The organism is Burkholderia sp. SJZ089 (assembly GCF_007828315.1).
In the GTDB taxonomy this organism is placed as follows: Bacteria; Pseudomonadota; Gammaproteobacteria; order Burkholderiales; family Burkholderiaceae; genus Burkholderia; species Burkholderia gladioli.
The window spans coordinates 209,115-230,892 of record NZ_VIUM01000014.1 but is presented as its reverse complement, the minus strand read 5'-3'; the positions used below and the strand labels follow the sequence as shown (position 1 = coordinate 230,892).

Annotated in this window: 19 protein-coding genes; 11 read left to right on the top strand and 8 right to left on the bottom strand. The window is 70.2% G+C overall.

The window, feature by feature from the left end; translation table 11 throughout:
• Positions 1–31: 31 nt before the first annotated feature.
• Complete coding sequence (locus tag FB600_RS25360) at positions 32–1,351, bottom strand: MFS transporter (protein WP_145757532.1); 1,320 nt, start codon at positions 1,349–1,351, stop codon at positions 32–34.
• Between the two features lie 377 nt (positions 1,352–1,728).
• On the opposite strand from FB600_RS25360, the gene FB600_RS25355 reads away from it, so the two are divergent.
• Genes FB600_RS25355 through FB600_RS25340 form a run of 4 tightly spaced genes read left to right on the top strand, consistent with a single transcriptional unit; the run spans position 1,729 to position 5,403 of the window.
• Entirely contained in the window at positions 1,729–2,907 is a 1,179-nt protein-coding gene (locus FB600_RS25355) for a porin (RefSeq protein ID WP_145757531.1), read from the top strand.
• 28 nt (positions 2,908–2,935) lie between these two features.
• Complete coding sequence (locus FB600_RS25350; RefSeq protein ID WP_145757530.1) at positions 2,936–3,880, top strand: amidohydrolase family protein; 945 nt, start codon at positions 2,936–2,938, stop codon at positions 3,878–3,880.
• A gap of 38 nt (positions 3,881–3,918) precedes the next feature.
• Positions 3,919–4,545 (top strand): flavin reductase family protein, encoded by a 627-nt coding sequence (locus FB600_RS25345; RefSeq protein ID WP_105821578.1) that lies wholly within the window; start codon positions 3,919–3,921, stop codon positions 4,543–4,545.
• A 42-nt stretch (positions 4,546–4,587) separates the two neighbouring features.
• Positions 4,588–5,403: a hypothetical protein gene (locus FB600_RS25340; protein ID WP_036050785.1), complete on the top strand. Its 816-nt coding sequence runs from the start codon at positions 4,588–4,590 to the stop codon at positions 5,401–5,403.
• 64 nt (positions 5,404–5,467) lie between these two features.
• Here FB600_RS25340 and FB600_RS25335 read toward each other — a convergent pair whose 3' ends face one another.
• A complete protein-coding gene (locus FB600_RS25335) occupies positions 5,468–6,469 on the bottom strand; it encodes a ketopantoate reductase family protein (RefSeq protein ID WP_164467544.1) in 1,002 nt (333 codons plus the stop codon).
• Between the two features lie 155 nt (positions 6,470–6,624).
• Between FB600_RS25335 and FB600_RS25330 the strand changes: the two genes are divergently transcribed.
• Both FB600_RS25330 and FB600_RS25325 read left to right on the top strand, forming a co-directional pair.
• Positions 6,625–7,500 (top strand): fumarate hydratase, encoded by an 876-nt coding sequence (locus FB600_RS25330; protein ID WP_013698572.1) that lies wholly within the window; start codon positions 6,625–6,627, stop codon positions 7,498–7,500.
• Complete coding sequence (locus FB600_RS25325) at positions 7,500–8,108, top strand: fumarate hydratase C-terminal domain-containing protein (RefSeq protein WP_145757529.1); 609 nt, start codon at positions 7,500–7,502, stop codon at positions 8,106–8,108. The genes FB600_RS25330 and FB600_RS25325 overlap by 1 nt, the downstream gene beginning before the upstream one ends.
• 37 nt (positions 8,109–8,145) lie before the next feature.
• Here FB600_RS25325 and FB600_RS25320 read toward each other — a convergent pair whose 3' ends face one another.
• Together FB600_RS25320 and FB600_RS25315 are read right to left on the bottom strand one after the other, a co-directional pair.
• Positions 8,146–8,847, bottom strand: coding sequence for a response regulator transcription factor (locus FB600_RS25320; protein WP_025102116.1), 702 nt, complete (start codon positions 8,845–8,847; stop codon positions 8,146–8,148).
• A gap of 216 nt (positions 8,848–9,063) precedes the next feature.
• Entirely contained in the window at positions 9,064–9,525 is a 462-nt protein-coding gene (locus tag FB600_RS25315; RefSeq protein WP_227742958.1) for an H-NS family nucleoid-associated regulatory protein, read from the bottom strand.
• A 522-nt stretch (positions 9,526–10,047) separates the two neighbouring features.
• On the opposite strand from FB600_RS25315, the gene FB600_RS25310 reads away from it, so the two are divergent.
• From FB600_RS25310 to FB600_RS25300, 3 genes are all read left to right on the top strand, one after another.
• The gene (locus FB600_RS25310; protein ID WP_145757528.1) at positions 10,048–13,350 is read left to right on the top strand and encodes a hybrid sensor histidine kinase/response regulator; all 3,303 of its coding nucleotides are present in this window, start codon (positions 10,048–10,050) and stop codon (positions 13,348–13,350) included.
• Positions 13,351–13,761: 411 nt separating this feature from the next.
• Positions 13,762–15,423, top strand: a complete 1,662-nt coding sequence (locus FB600_RS25305) for a YadA-like family protein (protein WP_145757527.1) — start codon at positions 13,762–13,764, stop codon at positions 15,421–15,423.
• 179 nt (positions 15,424–15,602) lie between these two features.
• Positions 15,603–16,292, top strand: coding sequence for a response regulator transcription factor (locus tag FB600_RS25300; protein WP_186020931.1), 690 nt, complete (start codon positions 15,603–15,605; stop codon positions 16,290–16,292).
• A 60-nt stretch (positions 16,293–16,352) separates the two neighbouring features.
• Here FB600_RS25300 and FB600_RS25295 read toward each other — a convergent pair whose 3' ends face one another.
• The 3 genes from FB600_RS25295 to FB600_RS25285 form a co-directional block, all read right to left on the bottom strand.
• A complete protein-coding gene (locus FB600_RS25295; RefSeq protein WP_098153880.1) occupies positions 16,353–16,601 on the bottom strand; it encodes a hypothetical protein in 249 nt (82 codons plus the stop codon).
• Positions 16,598–17,836 (bottom strand): MFS transporter, encoded by a 1,239-nt coding sequence (locus FB600_RS25290; protein ID WP_145757526.1) that lies wholly within the window; start codon positions 17,834–17,836, stop codon positions 16,598–16,600. The genes FB600_RS25295 and FB600_RS25290 overlap by 4 nt, the downstream gene beginning before the upstream one ends.
• Positions 17,837–18,086: 250 nt before the next feature.
• Entirely contained in the window at positions 18,087–19,028 is a 942-nt protein-coding gene (locus tag FB600_RS25285; protein ID WP_096748605.1) for a LysR substrate-binding domain-containing protein, read from the bottom strand.
• Positions 19,029–19,160: 132 nt separating this feature from the next.
• Between FB600_RS25285 and FB600_RS25280 the strand changes: the two genes are divergently transcribed.
• Positions 19,161–20,210, top strand: coding sequence for an alpha/beta fold hydrolase (locus tag FB600_RS25280; RefSeq protein ID WP_096748606.1), 1,050 nt, complete (start codon positions 19,161–19,163; stop codon positions 20,208–20,210).
• Between the two features lie 186 nt (positions 20,211–20,396).
• On the opposite strand, the gene FB600_RS25275 is transcribed toward FB600_RS25280, so the two are convergent.
• Positions 20,397–21,236: an AraC family transcriptional regulator gene (locus tag FB600_RS25275; protein ID WP_096748607.1), complete on the bottom strand. Its 840-nt coding sequence runs from the start codon at positions 21,234–21,236 to the stop codon at positions 20,397–20,399.
• A 109-nt stretch (positions 21,237–21,345) separates the two neighbouring features.
• Here FB600_RS25275 and FB600_RS25270 point away from each other — a divergent pair, with 109 nt between their 5' ends.
• On the top strand, positions 21,346–21,777 hold the full coding sequence (locus FB600_RS25270) for a hypothetical protein (RefSeq protein ID WP_036050805.1): 432 nt from the start codon (positions 21,346–21,348) through the stop codon (positions 21,775–21,777).
• Position 21,778: the final 1 nt, after the last annotated feature.

The window sequence follows — 21,778 nt, the reverse complement described above, 5'->3', positions numbered from 1 at the left end:
TCGTTGAAGTCGAAAGGGCAGGCGCGCCGGTTCAGCGCGCGGTGGTGACGGACGCGGCGCGGCGGCTGGCGCGCTCCATCGCGAACGCGGTGGCGCCGAGCAGCAGCAGGCACAGCGCGGGCAGCAGCATCGCGTAGCTGGCGTGGCCGAGCGCCTTGCCGATCCAGGGCATCGCGTTCTGCGCGAGGAAGCCGCCGAAGTTGCCGATGCTGCTGATCGCGGCCAGGCTCGCCGCGGCGCGCCGGCCGCTGAAGTACTTCGAGGGCAGCGACCAGAAGCAGGGCAGCAGCAGCGAGGTGCAGGGCGTGCCGAGCACCAGCGCGACGTAGCGCCAGGCCGGGTCGCTCACCAGCAGGCTGACCACGAAGGCCAGGCAGCCGATGGTGCCGATCGCGGCGGCCGCCACCCGCACCTGGCCCTCGAGCTTGAGCAGGCGCGGCACGGTGAGCAGCAGGATCGCCGTGAGCGCCCAGGGGATCATGGTCAGCAGGCCGTTGAACGAGCTCGACACGCCGAAGCCCTTGATCACCGTCGGCAGCCAGTAAATGATCCCGTACAGCGAGGTCAGCAGCAGCGTGTAGCCGAGCGCGAACAGCATCACCACGCGGTCGCGCAGCACCGCCCAGACATTGCCCTCGTGGTTGGTGGAGGGCGCCTCCTGGGCCACCATGCGTGCCAGTCGCTGGCGCTCGGCCGCGTCGAGAAAGCCCGCGGTCTCGATGCTGGCGGGCAGGCGCAGCAGCACGATCGGCGAGAGCAGCAGGGCGAAGGCACCGGTCACGATGAACACCCACTGCCAGCCTGCATGGCCCAGCGTGCCGTCCAGCGACAGCAGCATGCCGCCGAAGGCCGAGCCGAGCATGTTGCCCAGCGCGCTGCCCAGCGTGAGCAGGGCCACCGCGCGCACCTGGTAGCGGCGCGGCAGCCAGACCGTCAGGTAATACACCACGCCCGGATAGAGCCCCGCCTCGGCGCTGCCCACCAGGAAGCGCAGCGCGGCGAACATCGAGCCCGAGGCGGTATAGGCCAGCAGCACGGTGGCGATGCCCCAGCTCAGCATGATGCGGAAGATCCACTTCGGCGCGCCGAAGCGATGCACGCCGAGCGCGCTGGGGATCTCGAAGATCAGGTAGCCGATGAAGAACAGCGAGGAGGCCAGCCCGTAGGCGGTCTCGGTCAGGCCGATCTGGTGGACCATCTGCAGCTTGGCGAAGCTGACGTTCATCTTGTCGATGACCGACACCAGATAGGTCACCATGATCAGCGGCATGATGCGCCACCAGACGCGCCGGATCAGGCGCTCGTCGTGCGCGGTATCGGGCTGGGCCGCCGCGGCCAGGGAAATCTCCATGTCTCCTCCCACTCCATCGTGTCGGACCGGCTGTCTGCCGCCTTACAGTCGCGCGGTGCGCCGGTTTGTGTGCGTGTCTCGTGCGGGCCGGTACTCGATCGGTCCACGGCGGGCAATACTACGCTGCACCGATGGCCCTCTCCAGCGCGATTCGGCAAGATTTCGCGGTGCGGAATCATGGCGATCGATCCCTATTGGTGGCGGCGCCGGCGCGGACCCGACATTTCGCTCTGCGAAAAGTCACGGAAACGCGCTTGGAGCGACACGGCCTGCGTGGAACCATACGGGGCGTCGAAACGAGGGCGCCGCAGCGCGCTCCGGCAGCGACGCATCCGGCATCCGCGGCAAGCGGAGCCACGACATCGGGAGGAGACACCATGAAGACATCGCTGGCGCTGATCGGCGCCGCCGCCTGCGGCTTTGCCTGTGCCGCGCAGGCCCAGGGCAGCGTGACCCTGTACGGCATCGTCGATGCCGGTTATCGCTACAACAGCAATGCCGGCGGCGCGCCGCAGCACGCCATCGCGGGCGGCAACGAGAGCGCCTCGCGCTTCGGCATCACCGGCAACGAGGAACTGGGCGGCGGTTACCGCGCCGTGTTCACCCTGGAGAACGGCTTCACCACCACCACCGGCGCGCTGCAGGCCGGGCTGATGTTCGGCCGGCAGGCTTTCGTCGGGCTTGGCACGCCTTACGGCACCGTCACGCTGGGGCGCCAGTACCTGACGCTGTCGAGCTATCTCGGCCAGTTCGCCTCGGGCACCGACTGGGCCGCGCGCGGCGCCGGCTGGGGTTATCACCCGGCGGGCCTGGACGACGTGGACGGCACCGAGCGCGCCAACAACGCGATCAAGTACGTGAGCCCGCGCTATCGCGGCCTGCAACTGGGGGCGACCTACAGCCTGGGCGGCGTGGCGGGGCAGGTCACGCGCAACGAGATGATCTCGGCCGGCGCCGACTACCAGCAGGGCCCCTTCAAGTTCGCGGCGGCCTATCTGTACGTGAAGAATCCGAACTTCGCGCTGTTCGGCAACAACGCCACCAGCAGCGCGACCGGCAACAACTTCACCAGCCCGATCTTCAGCGGTTATGCCACGGCCGGCTCGCAGCGCGAGTTCGGCGCCGGCACCGCGTACGAGCTCGGCCACTTCACGCTGGGCGCGATCTACACGCGCACCAGCTTCGCCGACCTGGGCGCCACGCCCGTGACGGGCGCGAGCCTGCCCGCGGCCGAGCGCGGCAAGACGGCGACCTTCAACACCGCCGAGGCCAACCTCAAGTACCGCCTCACGCCGGCCCTGCAGTTCGGCATCGCCTACGCCTACACGCGCGTGAGTTCGTTCGCCGGCCAGAGCGGCGCGAGCTACCAGCAATGGAACCTCGGCGCCGACTATTCGCTGTCCAAGCGCACCGACCTCTATTGCGTGCTGCTGCACGAGAAGGCCGCCGGCGTCGATTCCACCGGCCATGCCGCGGTGGCCGCGCTGACCTTCGCCACCCCATCGGCCAGCGATGCCCAGACCGGCTTCACGGTCGGCATCCGCCACCTGTTCTGAACCCGAGCTTCCCTTCACTGGAGACGACATGCCTGCCACGCCTCAAGCACCCGCCCTCGCGCTGTTCGATTCGCACGCGCACCTGGTGGCCGACGACACCACGCGCTACCCGCGCAATCCGATGCAGCGCTCGCCGAACGCGCCGCCGCGCCTGCCGGGCGTGATCGGCCTGCCGGGCGGCGCGCACGGCCCGAATCCGATCAACGAGGTGCCGGACGTGTCGCGCATGCTGCCGTGGATGGACCAGGCCGGCGTGGTCGAGGCGGTGGCGGTGCAAAAGCGCATGATCTACCGCTACGACAACAGCTACATCCTCGATTCCTCGGATGCCCATCCCGATCGCTTCTCGGCGGTGGTGATCCTCGACGCCGAGGCGCCGGAAACGCCGGCTCGGGTGCGCGGCTACATCGAGCGCCACGGTCTGGCCGGCGTGCGCCTGTTCGGCGGCCGCGAGGCCGACGGCTCGATGCCCTGGCTCGCGTCGCCGCGCGCGCTCGAGACCTGGGCGGTGGCCAACGAGCACGGCATCGTGATGAACATCGAGGTGCTGGCGCGCGGCGGCGGCGGGCCCTCGGTGCCGGCCATCATCGCGCTGGCGCGACGCTTCCCGACGCTGCGCGTGGTGCTCGACCACATGCTCGAGCCCGAGGCCGAGGACGACAACTTCGGCTTCGACGAGCGCTTCGCGCCGCTCGCGGCCGAGCCGAACCTGTTCTTCAAGTTCACCTCGATCAACCTCGACATCTATCGCGAAACCGGCACGCCGGCCGATCAGGCGCTGCGCGCGGCGGTCGACATGTTCGGCGCCGATCGCATCATGTGGGGCTCGGATATCGGCACCTCGTCGGGCACCTATGCCGACATGGTGCAGCGCATGCTCGCGGCCTGCGCGCGGCTCACGCCCGAGGAACGCCACGCGGTGGTGTATGCAACCGGTCGCGCGGTGTTCGTGAAGGGCGGGGCCCGCGCCTGACGCGGCCGGCTTCAGGAACCCAGGACCAGGAGAGCCCCATGTTTCTCGACCCGGCGAACACGCCCGGCTTCAAGCGCACGCTGTTCAACGCGATCGTGGCGCCGCGCCCGATCGGCTGGATCAGCACCGTCAACGCGCGCGGCGAGGTGAACCTCGCGCCGTTCTCGCATTTCAACCTGGTCTCGACCGCGCCGCCGGTGCTGATGTTCTCCTGCAACGCGCCGGCCGACCGGCACGAGAAGGACACCGTCACCAACATCCGCGAGACCGGCGAATTCGTCACCAACCTCGTCACCTGGTCGCTGCGCGAGCCGATGAACACCAGCTCGATGAACGCGCCCTACGGCGTGGACGAGTTCGAGCTGGCCGGCCTCGAGAAGGCGCCCAGCGTGATGGTGAAGCCGCCGCGCGTGGCGGCCTCGCCGGCCAGCATGGAATGCCGGCTGCTGCGCATCGTCGACATCGAACCCACCGGGCCCGGCGAGACCTTCAGCCGGGTGGTGTTCGGGCGCATCGTCGGCGTCCATCTGGACGAGCGCTTCGTGACCGAAGACGGCCGCTTCGACACGGTGCTGGCCGAGCCGCTCACGCGCCTGGACGGCAACCGCTACGCCACCGTCGGCAAGCTCGACGAGCTGGGCCGGCCGAGCCCGCGCAACGGCTGAGCAGGACCTTCCCCCTTACACAGGATTCATCGAGGAATCGACATGACGACAAACACGGAAACCGGCGTGCGCCGCGCGGCGGTGCACGACCTGGCGCCGGGCGCGGTGGCGCGCGGCCAGAACTTCTACGTGCAGTGGCTGGAAGGCGAGACGCGCGAGTTCGATGCGACGAGCGCGCACGAGATGCTGGTGCTGCTGCCCGAGGACGGCGCCGAGATCGCCGTCGGCGACGGGCCGGCGCAGCGCGTGCCGGGCCGCAGCGTCTGCGTGCTGCCGGCGGGCCGTGCGCGCGTGAGCCCGGCGCCGGGCGCGCGCGCGGTGTTGATCGCCTCGTCGCGGCCCGACCTGCCGGCCGGGGCGGCCTGCAACGCGGCCGATTACGCGGTGCCCGACGCGCGCATCGTCGGCAGCGACAGCGGCTACCGGCGCACGCGCGGAGCGGGCGAGCTGCAGGTGATCGGCATCGACGCGATCACGCCGCCGGCCGACAAGCCGCGCCTGAAGATGCTGCAGACCGACACGCTCAGCATCAACTGGGTCGAGTACCAGGACGCGCGCGATCGCTCGAAGCTGAGCCCGCACAGCCACGCGAATTTCGAGCAGGGCTCGCTGGCGATCGAAGGCGACTTCATCCACCACCTGCGCGTGCAATGGGGCCCCGACGCGAACGCCTGGCGCGAGGACGAGCACCTCGCGGCGGGGCCGGCCTCGATGATCGCGATCCCCGTGCAGCTGATCCATACCACCGAGGGCGTGGGCAGCGGCCGGCACCTGCTGATCGATGTGTTCTCGCCGCCGCGCGAGGACTTCATCGGCAAGGGCTGGGTGGCGAACGCCGCGGATTATGCGCGCGGCTGAGATCGGCCGCGATGCGGGCCGGCGGCATGAGGCGCGCGCGCCGATCGCCGCATCGGCTCGCGCCTCAGCCCGCCGGCGTGGCGCGCAGCCGGGCCAGCGCCAGCACCGTGCGCATCAGCGGCGCCTCCACGCCGAGCCGCGCCGCGCATTCGAGCGGGGCGCCCAGGATCGCGTCGAGCTCGAGCGCTCGACCGGCCTCGAGGTCCTGCAGCATCGAGGTCTTGACCGTGCCGAGCGCGCGCGACTGGGCCATGCGCGTGGCGATGTCGATCTCGATGGCCAGGCCCGCGGCCTTGCCGATCGCCAGGCACTCGCCCATCAGTTGCGCGTAGGCGGCGCGCGTGTGCGCATCGTCGAGCAGCCGGTCGGTGCTGGCCTGGGTCAGCACGCTCAGCGGGTTGGCGCAGGCGTTGCCGAGCAGCTTGACCCACAGGTCGCGGCGGATGTCCTCGCTGGCGGTGGTCGGCAGGCCCGCCGCGTCGAGCACGCCGGCCCACCGCGCGCTGCGCTCGCTGACGCCGCCGGCCGGCTCGCCGATGGTGATGCGATTACCGCTGTGATGGCGTACCACGCCGGGCGCGGGGCAGCTGCAGGAGGCCATCACGCTGCCGCCGAGCACCTGGGCGAAGGGCAGCGCGCGCTCGACGCCGCCATCGGGATCGACGCTTTGCAGGCGCAGCCCTTCGAGCGGCTGGCCCGGCACCAGGCAGAACCACCAGGGCAGGCCGTTGCCGACCGGCAGCACCACGCTTTGCGCATCGAGCAGCGGCGCGAGCGAGGCGGCCAGGCCCGGCAGCGACTGCGACTTCAGCGCGATCACCACCAGCTCCTGCGCTCCGATGTCCTCGGCTCGGGCATGGGCCTCGACCGGCACCCGCTGCTCGGGCGCATCGGGGCTCTGGTAGCGCAGGCCGTCGCGGCGCAGCGCCTCGAGCGTGGCGCCGCGCGCCAGCAGCGAGACGCGATGGCCGGCGAGCGCGAGCCGGGCCGCGAAGTGGCCGCCGATCGCGCCGGCGCCGACGATGGCGATGCGGCGCGAAGGGCTGGCGGAGCGGGTGGCAGGCATCTTGAAAGCATCCATGGCGTGAGGGTTCGCGCATTGTCGCCGCGCGGCGGTGTGCGTCGAGCACTTTATGCCTGTTTTTCTCCTGGCGGAATCCTCCGCCGCGACGTGCGCGTCGAATCCGGCACGCGCGTCCTCCCGAAGAAGGAACCATGACCATGGCGATCGACAGCGCGACCCTCAGGCGGGTCACCGCGCAACTCTACGAACGCTCGCTGAAGACGATCCCCGACGATACGCGCGCCTTCCTGGCCGACGCGGCCGAACGCGAGACCAGCCCGACCGGCCGCGCCACGCTGCGGATCCTGGTGGAGAGCGCCGACGGCGCGCGCCGCGACGATTCGCTGGTGTGCAGCGATGTGGGGATTCCCACCTACAGCGTGAAGATCGGCACGCGCGTGCGTTTCGACGGCCCGGTGCGCGCCGCGATCCGCGACGGCTTCGCCGACCTGGCGGCCTCGATCTCGCCGCCGATCCTGAAGATGGTGACCAACCCGCTCACGCACGAGCGCGGCCATGCCGGCAAGGACATGCCGATCGTCAGCTTCGACGTGATCGACGATGCCGAGCACGTCGACATCGTCTGCTCGCCCAAGGCGATGGGCACCGGCCGCTGGGAGGCGATCGAGGCCTTCGTCTACCCGAGCCACGCGCAGATCGAGCGCTTCGTGCTCGACACCATGCTGCGCGCGGGCTCGCAGCCCTGCCTGCCGCTGGTGATCGGGGTCGGCATCGGCGGCACCTTCGATTACGCGGCGCGCCTGGCCAAGGAGCAGATGATGCGGCCGTTCGGGCGCGCCAACCCGGAGCCGATGCTGGCCGCGATGGAGCGGCGCCTGCTCGACGCGGTCAACGCGATGGGCTTCGGGCCGATGGGCACCGGCGGCGACACCACGGCGATGGCGGTGCATATCGACTACGCCGCCAGCCACGGCTTCGTGCCGGTGGCGGTCTGCTTCAACTGCTGGATCAACCGACGCACGGCCGCGCGGATTCATGGCGACGGCCGCGTCGAATTCCTGGAGGGCGCGTGATGAGCCGCCTGCATGAACTGAAACTGCCGCTGGCGGCCGGGCCGGTGCGGGCGCTGCAACTCGGCGACATGGTGCGGCTGTCCGGCGAGATCACGGTCAGCATCGGCCTGCCGACCCACAAGCGGCTGGCCGCGGCGATCGAGCGCGGCGCCGAGCTGCCGCTCGACCTGCGCGGCGGGGCCTTCTTCCACCTGAGCACCTATGTGAACGAGACGCCGCACGGCCCCGAGGCGCTCTACCTGAACCCGAGCACCAGCACGCGCTACGACGCCTGGATGCCCACCCTGATCCGCGGGCTCGGCCTGCGGCTGGTGGGCGGCAAGGGCGGGCTCGACGCGGCCAGCGCGGCCGCGCTGCGCGAATGCGGCTGCGCCTACCTGTCGTTTCCGGGCGGCGGGCTGAACCTGCTGTCGCGTTCGCTGCGTCGCGTGGTGGCGCAGCACTGGACCGAGTACATCTCGCAGTTCCGCTTGCTGACGCTGGAGGTGGAGCAGCTCGGGCCGGCCACGGTCGCGATCGACGCGCACGGCAACAGCCTGTATCAGCAACTGCACGAGCGCGCGACCCAGCGTATGCCGGAGATCGCGCGGCGGCTCGGGCATCCCTGAGGCGGTGGCACCGCGCCTCGCGGCGTCTGGGCCGCGATCAGGCCTCGGGCGCGGGTTGCAGGCGCTCGCCGAGATCGAGGAAGCGGATGATGAGATCGGCATCGTTGTCCACTTCCATCTTCCTCATGGCCGAACCCTTCTGGGTGCTGATGGTCTTCACGCTGCGGCCGGTCTGTCGCGCGATCTCGCTGATCTGCATGCCGCGCGCGAACAGGCGCACCACCTCGTATTCGCGCTTGCTCAGCATCACCATGCGACGGCGGCCGCTGGCCGAGGCGAGCTGCATGTCGGCCAGCCGCAGCGCCTGCGCGATGGCCGCGTCGAGGTACTGCTCGCCGCGCTCGATGGCGCGCAGGATCTCGGGCAGCTTCGAGAGCGCCGGGGTCGACTTGCTGAGGAAACCGGCCACGCCCATCGAGATCAGGCGACGCACCAGGATGATGTCGTCGTGCATGGTCAGCATGAGGATCTTCAGGTGCGGGAAGTCGTGCCGCAGGCGCTCGATCATCTGGATGCCGTCGTGCGCGCGCGTATCGCCGAACTCGTAGTCGCTGATCAGGATGTCGCAAGCCCGCGATTCCAGCGCCTGCTCGAGCGCATCGACGTCGGTGACCGATTCGACCACCTCGATGTCGGGCGTTCCCTCCAGCAGCTTCAGGATGCCGGCGACCACGATCGGGTGGTCGTCGGCCACGATCACCTTGATCTCACTTCGAAGGGACTGCGCTTCCATGGTCATGGCGGTTCGTGGTGGCGCGTATCGTGTCGACAGCGACGACGACGGCGCGCGGCTGGTTGAAGGATTCGCGATGAGGTTGGCCCGGGCCCGAACGACATCCCCGCGCATGGAAAACCTGGAACACGGCATGAGGCGGCTCGATGGAGAATCGAAGGCCCTGCCGAGCCGGTTTCCGGGTCGGTGCCGGCAAGTCGCGCCGGCCGACCGGGGCTGCCGCTATCGTCCGAGCGGCTCCGGCGCGACGGCACCGGACACTGTCGCGCCGTCCGCGTTGGCGGGCAGCAGGTACAGGGAAAAATCCTTGTCGCGAATCCAGTCGGGCGGGCGGCCCCGGCCGGTCCAGGTGGCGCCGCTGGCTGGATTGTAGTACTTCGCCCGGCGCCTGGCGGTGCAGGGCGGCGGCATCAGTTGTTCCGGACGGAAACCGAATTCGATGATGCATTCGCGTAATTCCTGCAGCACGCGCTCGGCATGTTCGCGCCGGATTTTATCGAGTTCCTGTCGAAGCGAGGCCGTGCTTTTCTGATATTCCTGATAACTCTTCATGGTCTGTCGATTTCGATAGGACTTCAATCGAAACATCGCCGATTGGCCGGCGTGGATGCGATTCGCGGGCCGGGGCGGCCCCGGAATCGAGTGCAATGTAGCAAGAATTCCTAATCGATAAAAGCGATTCATTTATAGGATTGTTCCTATTTTTAAAATCAGCTCGTTTCGATTATGTTCGGTGTGTGCTGTTTGGTGGAGTTGCGTGTATTTTTATATTCGCCATCACCGGATTTCATTTCGTCGGGCCGGCCTCCTGGCCGGCGTGCTGCGATGCACATGAGCCGGTCGCGAGGCGGGACGCGCCGACTGGCGAGGCTGGGGCGAGGCGGTGCCAATTCCGGTGGTGCTGCGCCGCAACACCGGACGATCTGGAGGAGGCAGCCACCATGGCGATCGGCCCGCGTCCGGGCGCCGGCCGCGGGCATTTGCGCCGCGATCCATCCATGTCATGCTCCGGGATTGCACGGCGACTCGCTCGCAGCGATGCTCGGGGACGTGTTCCATGAATCGCGCCCGGCGCCCGGCGCGGAAACCGGTTCGGATTGCAGAACGACGTGCTGCGCCGACCCACACCGAGGTGGCGAGCGGCGCCTCGCGCGGCGTCGCCCGGGCGGCATGTCGGTCCGACGGATCCAGGATGGAAAGACGAACATGGTCGGCGTCATCAAGCGACATATCAGGCGGTTCGGCCGTATCACGATAGGACGGCTGCATGCCCGCGATCCCGAGGACTTTCCCTCGCTGATCCTCCATACCGGCGGTGTCCTGCTGACGCTCGCGATCCTGGGCGGGGCCTATGCGGTAGCCCGGTTCGGCCTGCAGGCATACATGGCCCAGCAGGCGGCGAGGTTCGACGTTCAGGCCGATGCCGTCAACCACATCTTTCATCGCATGGGCGGCGTCTACAACCGCTCGGCCGAGTTCTACGCGGCCCTGCAGGCGGCCGAAGCCCGGCATCGCGATGCCTTCCATGACGGCCGTGCCTACGACCGGGGCGTCGGCTACCTCGCCCCGGATTGCCCGATGAACCTCTACGTGGCGGCGCCGGTGGGCGACCCGCCCGACCTGGCCTGCTCGTCGCCCTTGTCGCGGATCGCGCTCGACTGGATTCATCGCTGTCCGAACTGCCTGCGCGAGGGCACGATGATCTTCGACGTGGCGGGGCGCTACCTCGCCGTGATGCGTGAGGACCGGCAACCGGTGCAGTACGCCGCCGCCGCCTTGATCGGGCAGAAGACCCAGGCCGCGCGCGCCGCGCTGGCGGCCGCGCGCGAACGGGGCAGCCGCGGCGACGGCGGCATCTGGCTCGCGCCGCGCTTCGATGCGCGGGAACAAGGCCACGTGGTCGAGTACGTGAAGGCGTTCCGGCTGCCGAACGGCGAGCCCACGGTGCTGGTCCGGCCGGCCGTGCTGGAGGACTTCGTCAAGGAGGTGATGTCGATCGAGACCTTGCAGTCGACCGCGCTGGTCCATCCCGATGGCATCGTCGATTTCAGCCAGGGCCAGCCCGACGCCGCGCCGCGCGAGCCGGCGCGCGCCGGGCTGCGGCCGGCCGCCGGGGACCGGCGCACGATCCTCTGGCGGGACTTCGCGCTCGACTTGCGCCGCCAGGGGCCGGCCCCGGACTGGGTGTGGGTGAATCGGGTCGATCGGACCCAGGTGCTCGGCGATCTCTGGCGCCCGGCGCTGGACCTCGGAGCGGGCTTCGCGGGCCTGCTCGCCGCGCTCTGGGCGATGATCGTGTGGTTCGACCTGCGCATCCTCGCGCCGGTCAAGCGCCGCGCGCGTCGCGGGCGCGACAGCGCGGCCTTCGAGCAGACCATGGCCAATTCGCTGCGGATCGGCTTCGCGGCCTTCCATCCGGCCACGCGCCGCTTCGTGATCCGCAATACCCTGGCCGGCGAACTGTTCGATGCGCAGGCCAACCAGGCCGCGCTGGCCGGCCTGTTCGAGCGTGCCGCGGCGCACGATTTCGAGGCCGAGCCGCGGCTGGCCGTCGATCTCGAGCTCGACGGCCAGGCCGGCCCGCGCCACTACGAGTTCGCCCTGCGCGCGACCCGCTACGGCGATGCCGAGATCGTGCTGCTGGCGATCTACGACGTCAGCTCGCGCCATCAGACCGAGGCCCTGCTGCAGGACGCGAAGCTCAGCGCCGAGGCCGCCAATCGCGCCAAGGGCGATTTCCTCGCCATCATGAGCCACGAGATCAGGACGCCCCTGCACGGCGCGCTGTCCAATCTCGAGTTGATCTCCCTCGACGCCGACGATCCGGACCTGCGCAAGCGGGTGGACATCGTCTCGCGCGGCTTCACCTCCCTGATGGCCCTGCTCGACAACGCGCTGGATTTCTCCAAGCTCGACGCGCAGCTGTTCCGGCCGAAGCGCTCGAGCTTCAGCCTGCGCGGCCTGGTGGAGCAGGTGCTGCTGTCGGCGCGGCCGTCGGTGGGCGCGCATCCGGTGCGCATCAACTACGCGGTGGCCGACCTCGGCGCGCAGGCGATCGGCGACGAGCACCTGCTGCGCCAGGTCATCCTCAACCTGCTGCACAACGCGCTGAAATTCACGCATCGCGGGTGCGTCAGCGTGCAGTGCCGGCGCGGCGGCGGGCTGGAAGGCGGCGAGTGCCTCACGATCGAGGTCGCGGACACGGGCGAGGGGATTCCCGCCGAGGATCTCGATCGCATCTTCGCCCCCTATGTGCAGAGCCCGTCCTCGCGCAACGCGATGGTGCGCGGCACCGGCCTGGGCCTCGCCTTGTGCGCGAAGATCTGCGAACTGCTCGGCGGGCGCATCGAGGTTCGCAGCGAGTTGCGGGCCGGCACCACCTTCACGCTGCGCCTGCCGATCGACTGGGAGCGCCAGCCGGCGCGAGCCTATGACTGGCCGGTTTCGGACGGGCGCAAGGTGTTCGTCCTGCTGGAGCGCGAGGATGCCCCCAACGACCTGGTCGAGGTGCTGCGCGTGGCCGGCTGGCAGGTCGAGGTGGGCGCCGCGGCGGCGCTGTCCGCCGCGGCGGCGCACGAGCCGCTCGCCCTGCGCGTGCTGATGGCGCGCGAACTCGCGGCGATCCGGCATGCCGCGCCGGTGGACCTGGTGGTGGCCGACGATGGACCGTTGCGGCCGGACTGCCGCGGCGATCGCTATGTGGTGTCGTCCTATTCGCTGGATGCGATCCGCGCGGCCTGGCAGGTGCTGCTGGGCGAATTCGGCCAGGCGGCCGCCGACGACGTGCCGCGCCTGCTCGCACGCGAGTATCTGCACGAGGCGCGGGTGCTGGTGATCGACGACGACGCGGTCTGCCGGCAACTGCTGCGCCGGCAACTGGCCGTGCTCGGCATCGAGCAGGTGGACGAGGCGGCGGACGGCGACGCCGCGCTGGCATGCGCCGGCGCGGCCCGCCACGCACTGATCCTGACCGACCTGAACATGCCGCGCCTCGATGGGCCGCGCCTGATTGAAGCGCTGGCGCGCGCGGCCGTCGACACCCCCATTATCCTGACCACCGCCGACGTGAGCTGGGAGCGCACGCTCGGCGCGGCCGGCGAGCGGCTCGCCGATGTCCTGATGAAGCCCTGGTCGCTCGATGCCCTGCGCGACGCGCTCGCGTTCGTGTTTCCGGTGGCCGAGCCGCCGGCCGAGGCTCGCGAGGGGCGGCTCGACGAGGCGCTCGCATCGATGCTCGCGCAGGGCCTGCCGAGGGACTGGACTGCCGCGCGCGACGCATTCGCGGCAGGCGACCGGCAGCAGCTCCGGCGCGCCCTGCACAAGATGGCCGGCTCGCTGCTGTTCTTCAGCCAGGATCCTCTGGGGCAGGCCCTGCAGGCGCTGTCCCGGCGCTGCCTCGAGATGCCGGTCGAGACGCTGTCGGCTGAGATGGCCGCGCTGGAGCCGATGGTCGGGGCGGCCATCGCGCGTCATGCGGGGCGAGGGGGCAACCCACTGCGCCGAAACTGACGCGACGCGTGGGCGATCGGCACGGCGGCGTGACGGCCGCGGCCTGGCGTGCGAGCTCCGTGTCGCCAGGCTGCCGGCATCATGGCTCCAGTTTTGCGAGAGCGGCGGGGGGCCGCCATCGCTCGCGGATTCATCCATGGTCCGCGACGGCGCGACGGCGGATCGGTCCTCTTCACCGTTTCCCGGATCGCGTCTAGGACGGTTCCTATATCGCAAATAGGGCGTTGACGATTCGTATCGTGGTGGATCTGAACTAACTTCGATCGACGTCGCGGTCGGGCATGACATCGGTTTCGGCATCCATGCCGCGATTGATCCGAAAGACTCGCGCCGGGTATGACGTCGAGGCGATGGCTTTCTCTGCCTATGACGACGTCGAGGTTTCCAATATGAGACTGGGGGAGAGACGACATGGACAAGCACGATTCCGGAAAATGGCGGCAAGCCGCCCCGCCGCCGTCATTTCGCGGGCAGCTTGATGCGGCGACGCGAGCGCAAGCCGGCCATGCAGCGTGGCCATGGTCGGTAGGGTCCGGCCGAAGCCGTACTGTGGAGGCTGTCCTTGCGTGCTTCGTGCTGCTCGGCATCGAGTCGCTGGGTACCGCGGGCGCCGCCGGCAGGCAGGGCGAGGCAATCTGCAAATTCATCACGCGCGGCCAACCTGACGAATCATTCGACCTGAGCGGTATTCTCTCCTGCGTTTGCCGTGATGCCTGCAACCCTGGCCAGGCCCGGCTGAATCCGCGTCAGGCCACGAAGCCGGGCGATCCGCCAAGCCAGGGCGTGGATCTGTCGCTGAACGAGTCGATCATGGCCGATGGACGATCGGCATCGAGCTCGATCGTCCAACGCGCGACGCAGGCGTCGCTGCTTCCCGGGACGGAGGAACTTGCACGGGCGTCGGGCGAGACCGGTTCCCGGTCGGTCGCCTCAGGCCAGCTCGACAGCCGGGTATCGACGCTTCAGAGCCGCTTGTCGACCGGGCTGGCCTCGGCATCCCGCGAGGCGGGCGTTGTCGTGAACGGCGTGCGCGTGAACGAGCGGGATCTCGCCCTGCTTTCCACCGCGACCTCCACGCAACTGGACGCGATGACGGCGGAGATGAGTGAGCTGTCGTCGGTGGATGAGATTCACGCCAAGCGTATCGACACGGTCTCCCGACAGCTCGATTCGACCGACGTGCAGCTTCGCGCGTTGGCCGAGCGCATGTCGCCGCTGATGCGCGCGAATGACGAGGCACGACGTAATGGCAACGTCGTCGTCGCAACGGCGGCGGGAGGCGGCGAAGGTCGCATGATCGAGACACGGGGACCCGGCACGGACGCGGTGAGGCGGTCGCGAATCGACCCGGCCGGCTGCACCCTGGCCAACGGTTTCGATGCGACGGCCACCGGGCTATGCGCCGCCGCCGGGACGATCGCGGGGCGCGACGGCGCGCGCGAGAGCCGCCGCGCCGATGGCGCGACCGCCTACGGCGCCTATGCGCGGGCAAGGGAGCACCACGCCACGGCGCTCGGATTCCGCGCCCTGGCCGCGCGCGACGGTGCCGTCGCGATCGGCTATCAGGCCGGCGCGCTGGGCGGCCAGGCTGCCGCGCTCGGAGACGGGGCGCGCGCCGACGGCGATCGCTCGGTGGCGCTCGGTGCGTCCGCGCTCGCCACGGGGCGGGGCGCGGTGGCGCTGGGCGCGGGGTCGATCGCCGATCGCGATGCGACGGTCTCGATCGGCTCGCCCGGCCGCGAGCGCCGTCTCGTCAACCTCGCGCCAGGCGTTGCTCCCGGCGATGCCGTAAACCTGTCGCAACTCGCCACGCTCGGGCGTTCGCTCGAGGACGTCGCGCGTCGCGCCTACACGGGCGTGGCGATGAGCATGGCGATGTCCGGCCTCTACCTGCCGAGCCTGAATCCGGGCGAGGTGGCGGCCGGGGTCGGCGTCGGTGGCTTCTCGGGCTACCGCGCGATCGCCCTGAACCTGAAGGGGCTGGCCGGCAACGGGCGATTGGGCTGGGGCGCCGGCGTATCGACCACCGGCCGCCTGACGGGATTCAACTTCGGCGCAGGTTGGAAGTGGTAGCGCGCTCGGGCGCCAACATCACGCGATGATTTCCGGCAAGGTCCGACGGTGCCACGTCGGCCTGCCGCGATTGCCCGGTGCGCGATTCGACGGCCAGGCCGCTCGGGCGCTTCGATTTCCCGCGGCGGCCCGCCTCGACGTGCCGGCCGTCGCGCATGCCATTCACTGGAGACAATGTCATGAAACAGCAGGATCGCGATTCCGCCGGAACCATTCGCGTCGTGGTGGCCGACGACCATCCCGTCGTGATGGTGGGCATCACCAGGATCCTCGACCACGAGGCCGACATCACCGTGACGGCCAGCGCCTGTGATCCGGCGATGCTCGGCACGGTCCTCGCCAGGTCGTCCTGCGACGTGCTGATCTGCGATTACGCCTTCGACCAGACCGGCGCCTTCGACGGGCTGCCGCTCATCGAATGCATCAAGCGCAGCCATCCCGAGCTCAGGATCCTGATGCTGACCATGCACGACGACCCGGCCCTGGTGCGCAAGCTGTTCGGGATCGGCGTGCGCGGTTTCCTGTGCAAGGCGAACGCGACCTTCTCGCGGCTCGCCGCCGCGGTGCGCACCGTCGCGGCCGACCAGATGTACATCGATCCCGAGGTGGCGGTGGCCTTGTCCGGCGCGCAGCTCGGTTTCCTGTCGAAGCAGGGCGAGGGGAGGCGCGCGACGCTGACCAAGCGCGAGTACGAGGTGGTGCGGATGATCTCGCGCGGCATGCGGGTCAGCGAGATCGCGCGCCAGGTGTGCCGCAGCGTGAAGACCGTCAGCACCCAGAAGGCGTCGGCCATGAAGAAGCTGGCGGTGCGCAACGATATCGAGCTGGTGGTGCAGTTCAGGGGCCTGGAGCCGGGCAACCAGGCCTAGCCGGGCGGGCCTCGATTCGGCGAGTTCCGCGCGCGGCGCGCGAGGCCTTCTTGGCCCGCCTCATCCGCACAGGGAAAAGCCCGTCAGCAGGGCGAGCATCGACGAGGGCGTGAGCCAGGCCGCGAAGGTGACGGCCAGCAGCGCGGCCGCCAGCAGGCCCAGCAGCACGCCGCGCAGCGAGGGCCGCCCGGGCAGCCCGAGGCGGGCCGCGCCGTGCCTCGCCTGCCGGGCGGGGCCGGGCGAGACCTCATGGTCCGCCCGAGTCGCGCTCGTCGCCCAGGCGGCGCGGGGATCGTGGCGCGGCTTCATACCGGCTGCGCGGCGGGGACCGGGCTCGACAGGCGCGGCACGCTGCGGTCGTTGATCGGCAGGTGCAGCAGGCCGGCGGCCACGCCGAGCGCCATCGAGCCGTACCAGAGCGGCAGGTAGGAGTGCGTGGCGTCGTAGACGACGCCGCCGAGCCAGACGCCGAAGAAGCTGCCGAGCTGGTGGCCGAAGAACACGAAGCCGAACAGCGTCGCGATATAGCGCACGCCGAACACCTGCGAGACCAGGCCGTTGGTGAGCGGCACCGTGCCGAGCCAGATCAGGCCGGCGACGAAGGAGAACAGGTAGAGGCTGGTGGGCGTGAGCGGCAGCAGGATGAACAGCGCCATCGAGATCGCGCGCGTGAAGTAGATGCCGGCCAGCAGGTACTTGCGCCGCCAGATGCCGCCGGCATAACCGCACAGGAAGGTGCCGAGCGTGTTGGCCAGGGCGATGGTGGCCAGCGCGATGCTGGCCTGACGCGCGCTCATGCCGCGATCGAGCAGGTAGGCCGGCATGTGCGCGGCGATGAAGGCGAGCTGGAAGCCGCAGGCGAAGAAGCCGATGTTGAGCAGCCAGAAGCCGCGATGCGTGAGCGCCTCGCGTACCGCGGCGCGCATCGTCTGGTGGCTGCCGCCCTCGGCGCCGCGCGCCGGCGGCCGGTCGCGCAGCCAGGCCGCGAGCGGCGCGGTGGCCAGCATCACGGCGGCCAGCACGAAGCTGGCACGCACCCAGCCGATCGAGTCGATCATGCCCTGCGCGAGCGGCACCATCACGAACTGGCCGAGGCCGCCGATGGTGCCGGCCATGCCGAGCGCCCAGCCGCGATGCTCGGCCGGGAACAGCCGCGAGAGCGCGCCGTATACGGCCCCGAAGGCGGTGCCCGACAGCGCGATGCCGACCATCAGGCCGGTGCCGAGCGTGTAGACGCCGGGCGTGGCCGCCAGCGCCATCACCACCAGGCCGAGCGCGTAGAGCACGGCGCCGGCGAAGATCACGCGCGCCGAGCCGTAGCGGTCGGCGATCATGCCGGTGAAGGGCTGGGCGATGCCCCACAGCAGGTTCTGCAGCGCCAGCGCGAGGCCGAAGGTCTCGCGGCTCCAGCCGTGATCGAGCGTGACCGGCATCAGGAACAGGCCCTGCACGTTGCGCACGCCCAGCGCGCCGCCCATCACGATGCCGCCCATGATCACCAGCAGCCAGCGGTGGCGCCAGGCCTCCTCGGAACGAATCTGCATAGGTTTCCTTCTCATGTCGCGCGGCACGCGTCGCGAGTGCGACGCCAGCCGTCGCGGGCCGCCGGGCCTCAATTAAGCGCCTGGCGGGAGCGTGCATCAAGTGAGAATGCGGCACGCTTCGCATGCGCGAGCCGCATGAAACGGGTCGCATGCGTTGCGCATCGATGCAGGCGCCGGGCGGGAGGGAGCCAGCAGCCCGGCGATCCGCCGTATCGACATGCCTGGGCGGCCGACGGCCTCCAAGTGCGAATCAGCGCGCCTCCTGCTCGTCGAACTCCAGCTTGCGCGCGGGTTCGACCCCGGTGGCGGCCAGGATCCAGTCGATCACCGCGCGCACGTCCTCGCGCGGCTCGGGATCGACCTGGTGCAGCCAGTAGGCGTAGCCGGTGGCGCGATGCGAGTCGGACTCGCCGATCGCGGCGAGCCGGCCGTCGGCCAGCAGCGGCGCGACCAGGGCCACGCGTCCCAGCGCGATGCCGCGCCCGGCCAGCGCGGCCTGGATCACTTGGTCGTATTGATTGAAGCGCAGCACGCCGCGCCGCTGCGCGGCCTCCAGGCCGAGCGCGCCGAGATGATCGGCCCATTGCAGCAGCGGGCGGCGCGGGCCGTCGAATTCGAGCAGCGCGTGGCGCGCCAGCGTGTCGGCATCCAGCGCGGTGACGCCCAGCGAGGGATGCGCCACCGGCACGATGGTCTCGTCGAACAGCCGCACCGAGCTGGCCGGCGCGTGGTCGGCCGCCGCGTAGCGGATCGCCAGGTCGATGCCCTCGGCGCGCAGGTCGAGCAGCTTGTCGGTGGCGGCCACCCGCAGGTCGACGCCGGGATGCGCCTGCTGCAACTCGCCGAGCCGCGGCAGCAGCCACAGGCCCGCCACGCCGATGCTGGCGGTGATGGTCACGGGCTGGGGCGCCTTGGGATGGGTCAGGGCCTCCACGCTGTCCTGCAACTGGCGCACGGCTTCGTCGGCGACGCGGAACAGGCGCTCGCCCTCGGGCGTAAACGAGATCGAGCGGTAGCCGCGGTGGAACAGGCGCGTGCCGAGCGCCTCCTCGAGTGCATTCACCTGGCGGCTCACGGCCGATTGCGTGAGGCACAGGTCCTGGGCGGCGAGCGTGATGCTCATGCGCCGGCCGACGGCCACGTAACCGCGCAGGAGATCGAGCGAGGGGAGTTTGATGAGCGGGACTGTCATGCGCGAGCCTCATGCGATCAATGCAAGAAGATTGATTGAGTCGAGCGGGGCGGTCAAGTGCAATAGCGCTCGGAGCCTGCCCTGCGATCAAGCGGAATGGGCATGGCATGCGCCGTGGGTATGTGAGGGAACATGGCTGATACGACTGGAAAGACGCGCGACATGGACCACGCGGCCGACGCCGGGCCCGAGCCGGTCACCATCGTCGCCGGGGACGGTTATCCGATCGGCGGCTTCGTCTGGCGTCAGGCCGCGCCGCCCGATCCGCTCGCGCCGCGCCCGGTGGTGGTGGTCAACGCGGCCACCTCGGTGCGCTGCCGCTACTACTTCCGCTTCGCGGCCTGGCTGCATCGCCACGGCTGCGATGCGATCGTCTACGACTATCGCGGCATCGGCGAATCGCGCCCGCCGGTGCTGGCGCGGTTCGAGGCGAGCTGGCTCGACTGGGGCGAGCGCGATGCCGAGGCGGTGCTGCGTTACGCCTCGACGGCCTTTCCCGGCCAGCCGATCGACGTGGTCGCGCACAGCATCGGCGGGGTCGCGCTGGGCCTGGCGCCCTCGAACCACCTGGTGCGCCGCGTCTTCACGATGGGCGCGCAATACGCGCACTGGCGCGATTACGCGCCGCGCAGCCGGGTATCGATGCTGTGGAAGTGGCACCTGGTGATGCCGCTGGTGAGCGCGCTGTGCGGTTATTTCCCGGCGCGGCGGCTCGGCTGGATGGAGGACACGCCGCGCGGCGTGGCGCTGTCCTGGAGCCGCAGCCGCGCCGAGTTCGAGCACACCTACCGGCGCGCGCCGATCCGGCGCGGCGAGCGCGAACGCCACGCGCTGGTGCAGCGCTTCGCGGCCCTGCGCGCGCCGATCCTGGCGCTCAGCGTGAGCGACGACCCGTTCGGCACGGTCGCCGCGATCGAGCGGCTGCTGCGCTACTTCACCCGCAGCCGCGTCACCCATCTGCGCCTGAACCCTGAGCAGGTGGGCGAAACCGCGATCGGCCATTTCGCCTTCTTCCACAGCCGCTTCGAGGGCAGGCTCTGGCCGATGGTGCTGGACTGGCTCCTGAGCGGCCGGATCGCGGATGAGGTGCCGGGGCGCATCGTCTCCGAGCGCGAGGCGGCCGAGGCCGGCGGCAGCGAGGACGAGCCCGGCGCGATCGAGCAGGAGGCGGTGCTGCTCTAGCGCGGGCTCCACGGTTTCGTCGCGTGCGCGATGCTTGGCAGATCCCGCACGCGCCGCGCGCCGCGCGCGAGGATCGCGCGCGGCCCTTTTTCTTCCTGGCTGCTTGCCCGCGGTGGGCGAGGCTGCCGCTGCGCGCTGCGCCGGCTTCGTCCCTGGCGGCGCGCCGCCGCCAGCGCCAGCCCGAACTCAGCCTTCGCGCCGACGCGCGAAGTAATGTGCGGGCGAATCGCCGAACGCGCGCCGGAACATCGCGATGAAATTGCTCGGCGTGGCGTAGCCGAGCGCATCGGCCACGTTGGCGACCGGTGCGCCGCCGGCCAGGCGCTCCAGCGCCAGCGTCAGGCGCGCCTGCTGCCGCCACTGCGCGAAGCTGGTGCCGGTCTCGGCCTGGAACAGGCGGCTCAGCGTGCGCGCCGACAAGCCGCCCCATTGCGCCCAGTCCTCCAGCGTGCGGCCCTCGTGCGGCTGCGCGAGGATTCGCCGGGCGATCTTCAGCAGGCGCCGGTCGGCCGGCATCGGCAGGTGCAGCGGTTCGTGCGGCGCGCGGCGGATCTCGTCGAGCAGCACGCGGCTGATGCGCGTTTGCTCGGCGCTCAGCGTGTCGCGCCCGTACCAGCTCACGGCGCGGCGCACCAGGGCCGCCATCAGCTCGGTGGTCGCGATCACGCAGGGTTCGGCCGGCAGGGTGCGGCTCGCCGCGGGCGCGATCGCCACGCTCCAGCCGCTCAGCGCGCCGCTGATGCTGACCTTGTGCGGCACCCCGGGCGGAATCCAGCCGGCCCGGTGCGGCGGCAGCAGCCAGGAGCCGTGCGGGGTGCGCACGTGCACGCAGCCGCTCTCGATGCAGAACACCTGGCCGCGCCGGTGCTGGTGCCAGTCGATCTCGCGCGTGCCGAGGCGATAGGCGTGCGGCCCGTGGCGCTCGCCGCCGGGCAGGGCGATCAGGATCGGGCCGTCGAGCCGCTCGATGGCGTCGTGGCGTATCGAGTTGCCGTCGGGCGGGGAAGAAGCCGGGTTGGCGGTCATGGCCGGAATTCATTATTTTTTGACCAAACGACATTATCAGCTTTATCCGCCGCCGGCCAACAATGCTCCTCGTGTGGTTGCCAAACCCGAATTCGATGGAGCGTTCACCATGACTACCCGAACCACCAGCACCCCGGCGCTGCGCATCTTCGACCTGCGCGAATTTCCCTTTGTCCTGATGCGCAACGAGACGATCGAGGACGGTTACGCGGCGCGCTGGGAGGACGAGATGCAGACCCTGTTGCGGATCGGCATGCCGTTCGTGATGATCTTCCCGGCCGGCCGCCCGGAGGAGGGGCACGAGGACCGCAAGCAGCGCGGCCTCTGGCTCAAGCAGAATCGCGAGGCACTGGCCGCGATCTGCCGCGCGCTGATCTCGATCGAGCCGGAGCCGCTCGAGCGCGAGGCCGCGCTCGAGCGCGCGCCGGGCATCGAGCGGGCCTTCGGGGTGCCGGTGGAGGTGGCCGCCACGCTCGACGAGGCGCGCCGGATCGCCTTGAATCGCATGACCGGCGCCGCCGAGGGCTCGCTGGTAGTCTGAT

Coding starts and splice junctions, on each gene's coding strand:
- FB600_RS25360 (WP_145757532.1), bottom strand. CDS start 1,351: ATGGAGATTTCCCTGGCCGCGGCGGCCCAGCCCGATACCGCGCACGAC.
- FB600_RS25355 (WP_145757531.1), top strand. CDS start 1,729: ATGAAGACATCGCTGGCGCTGATCGGCGCCGCCGCCTGCGGCTTTGCC.
- FB600_RS25350 (WP_145757530.1), top strand. CDS start 2,936: ATGCCTGCCACGCCTCAAGCACCCGCCCTCGCGCTGTTCGATTCGCAC.
- FB600_RS25345 (WP_105821578.1), top strand. CDS start 3,919: ATGTTTCTCGACCCGGCGAACACGCCCGGCTTCAAGCGCACGCTGTTC.
- FB600_RS25340 (WP_036050785.1), top strand. CDS start 4,588: ATGACGACAAACACGGAAACCGGCGTGCGCCGCGCGGCGGTGCACGAC.
- FB600_RS25335 (WP_164467544.1), bottom strand. CDS start 6,469: ATGCCTGCCACCCGCTCCGCCAGCCCTTCGCGCCGCATCGCCATCGTC.
- FB600_RS25330 (WP_013698572.1), top strand. CDS start 6,625: ATGGCGATCGACAGCGCGACCCTCAGGCGGGTCACCGCGCAACTCTAC.
- FB600_RS25325 (WP_145757529.1), top strand. CDS start 7,500: ATGAGCCGCCTGCATGAACTGAAACTGCCGCTGGCGGCCGGGCCGGTG.
- FB600_RS25320 (WP_025102116.1), bottom strand. CDS start 8,847: ATGACCATGGAAGCGCAGTCCCTTCGAAGTGAGATCAAGGTGATCGTG.
- FB600_RS25315 (WP_227742958.1), bottom strand. CDS start 9,525: ATGAATCGCTTTTATCGATTAGGAATTCTTGCTACATTGCACTCGATT.
- FB600_RS25310 (WP_145757528.1), top strand. CDS start 10,048: ATGGTCGGCGTCATCAAGCGACATATCAGGCGGTTCGGCCGTATCACG.
- FB600_RS25305 (WP_145757527.1), top strand. CDS start 13,762: ATGGACAAGCACGATTCCGGAAAATGGCGGCAAGCCGCCCCGCCGCCG.
- FB600_RS25300 (WP_186020931.1), top strand. CDS start 15,603: ATGAAACAGCAGGATCGCGATTCCGCCGGAACCATTCGCGTCGTGGTG.
- FB600_RS25295 (WP_098153880.1), bottom strand. CDS start 16,601: ATGAAGCCGCGCCACGATCCCCGCGCCGCCTGGGCGACGAGCGCGACT.
- FB600_RS25290 (WP_145757526.1), bottom strand. CDS start 17,836: ATGCAGATTCGTTCCGAGGAGGCCTGGCGCCACCGCTGGCTGCTGGTG.
- FB600_RS25285 (WP_096748605.1), bottom strand. CDS start 19,028: ATGACAGTCCCGCTCATCAAACTCCCCTCGCTCGATCTCCTGCGCGGT.
- FB600_RS25280 (WP_096748606.1), top strand. CDS start 19,161: ATGGCTGATACGACTGGAAAGACGCGCGACATGGACCACGCGGCCGAC.
- FB600_RS25275 (WP_096748607.1), bottom strand. CDS start 21,236: ATGACCGCCAACCCGGCTTCTTCCCCGCCCGACGGCAACTCGATACGC.
- FB600_RS25270 (WP_036050805.1), top strand. CDS start 21,346: ATGACTACCCGAACCACCAGCACCCCGGCGCTGCGCATCTTCGACCTG.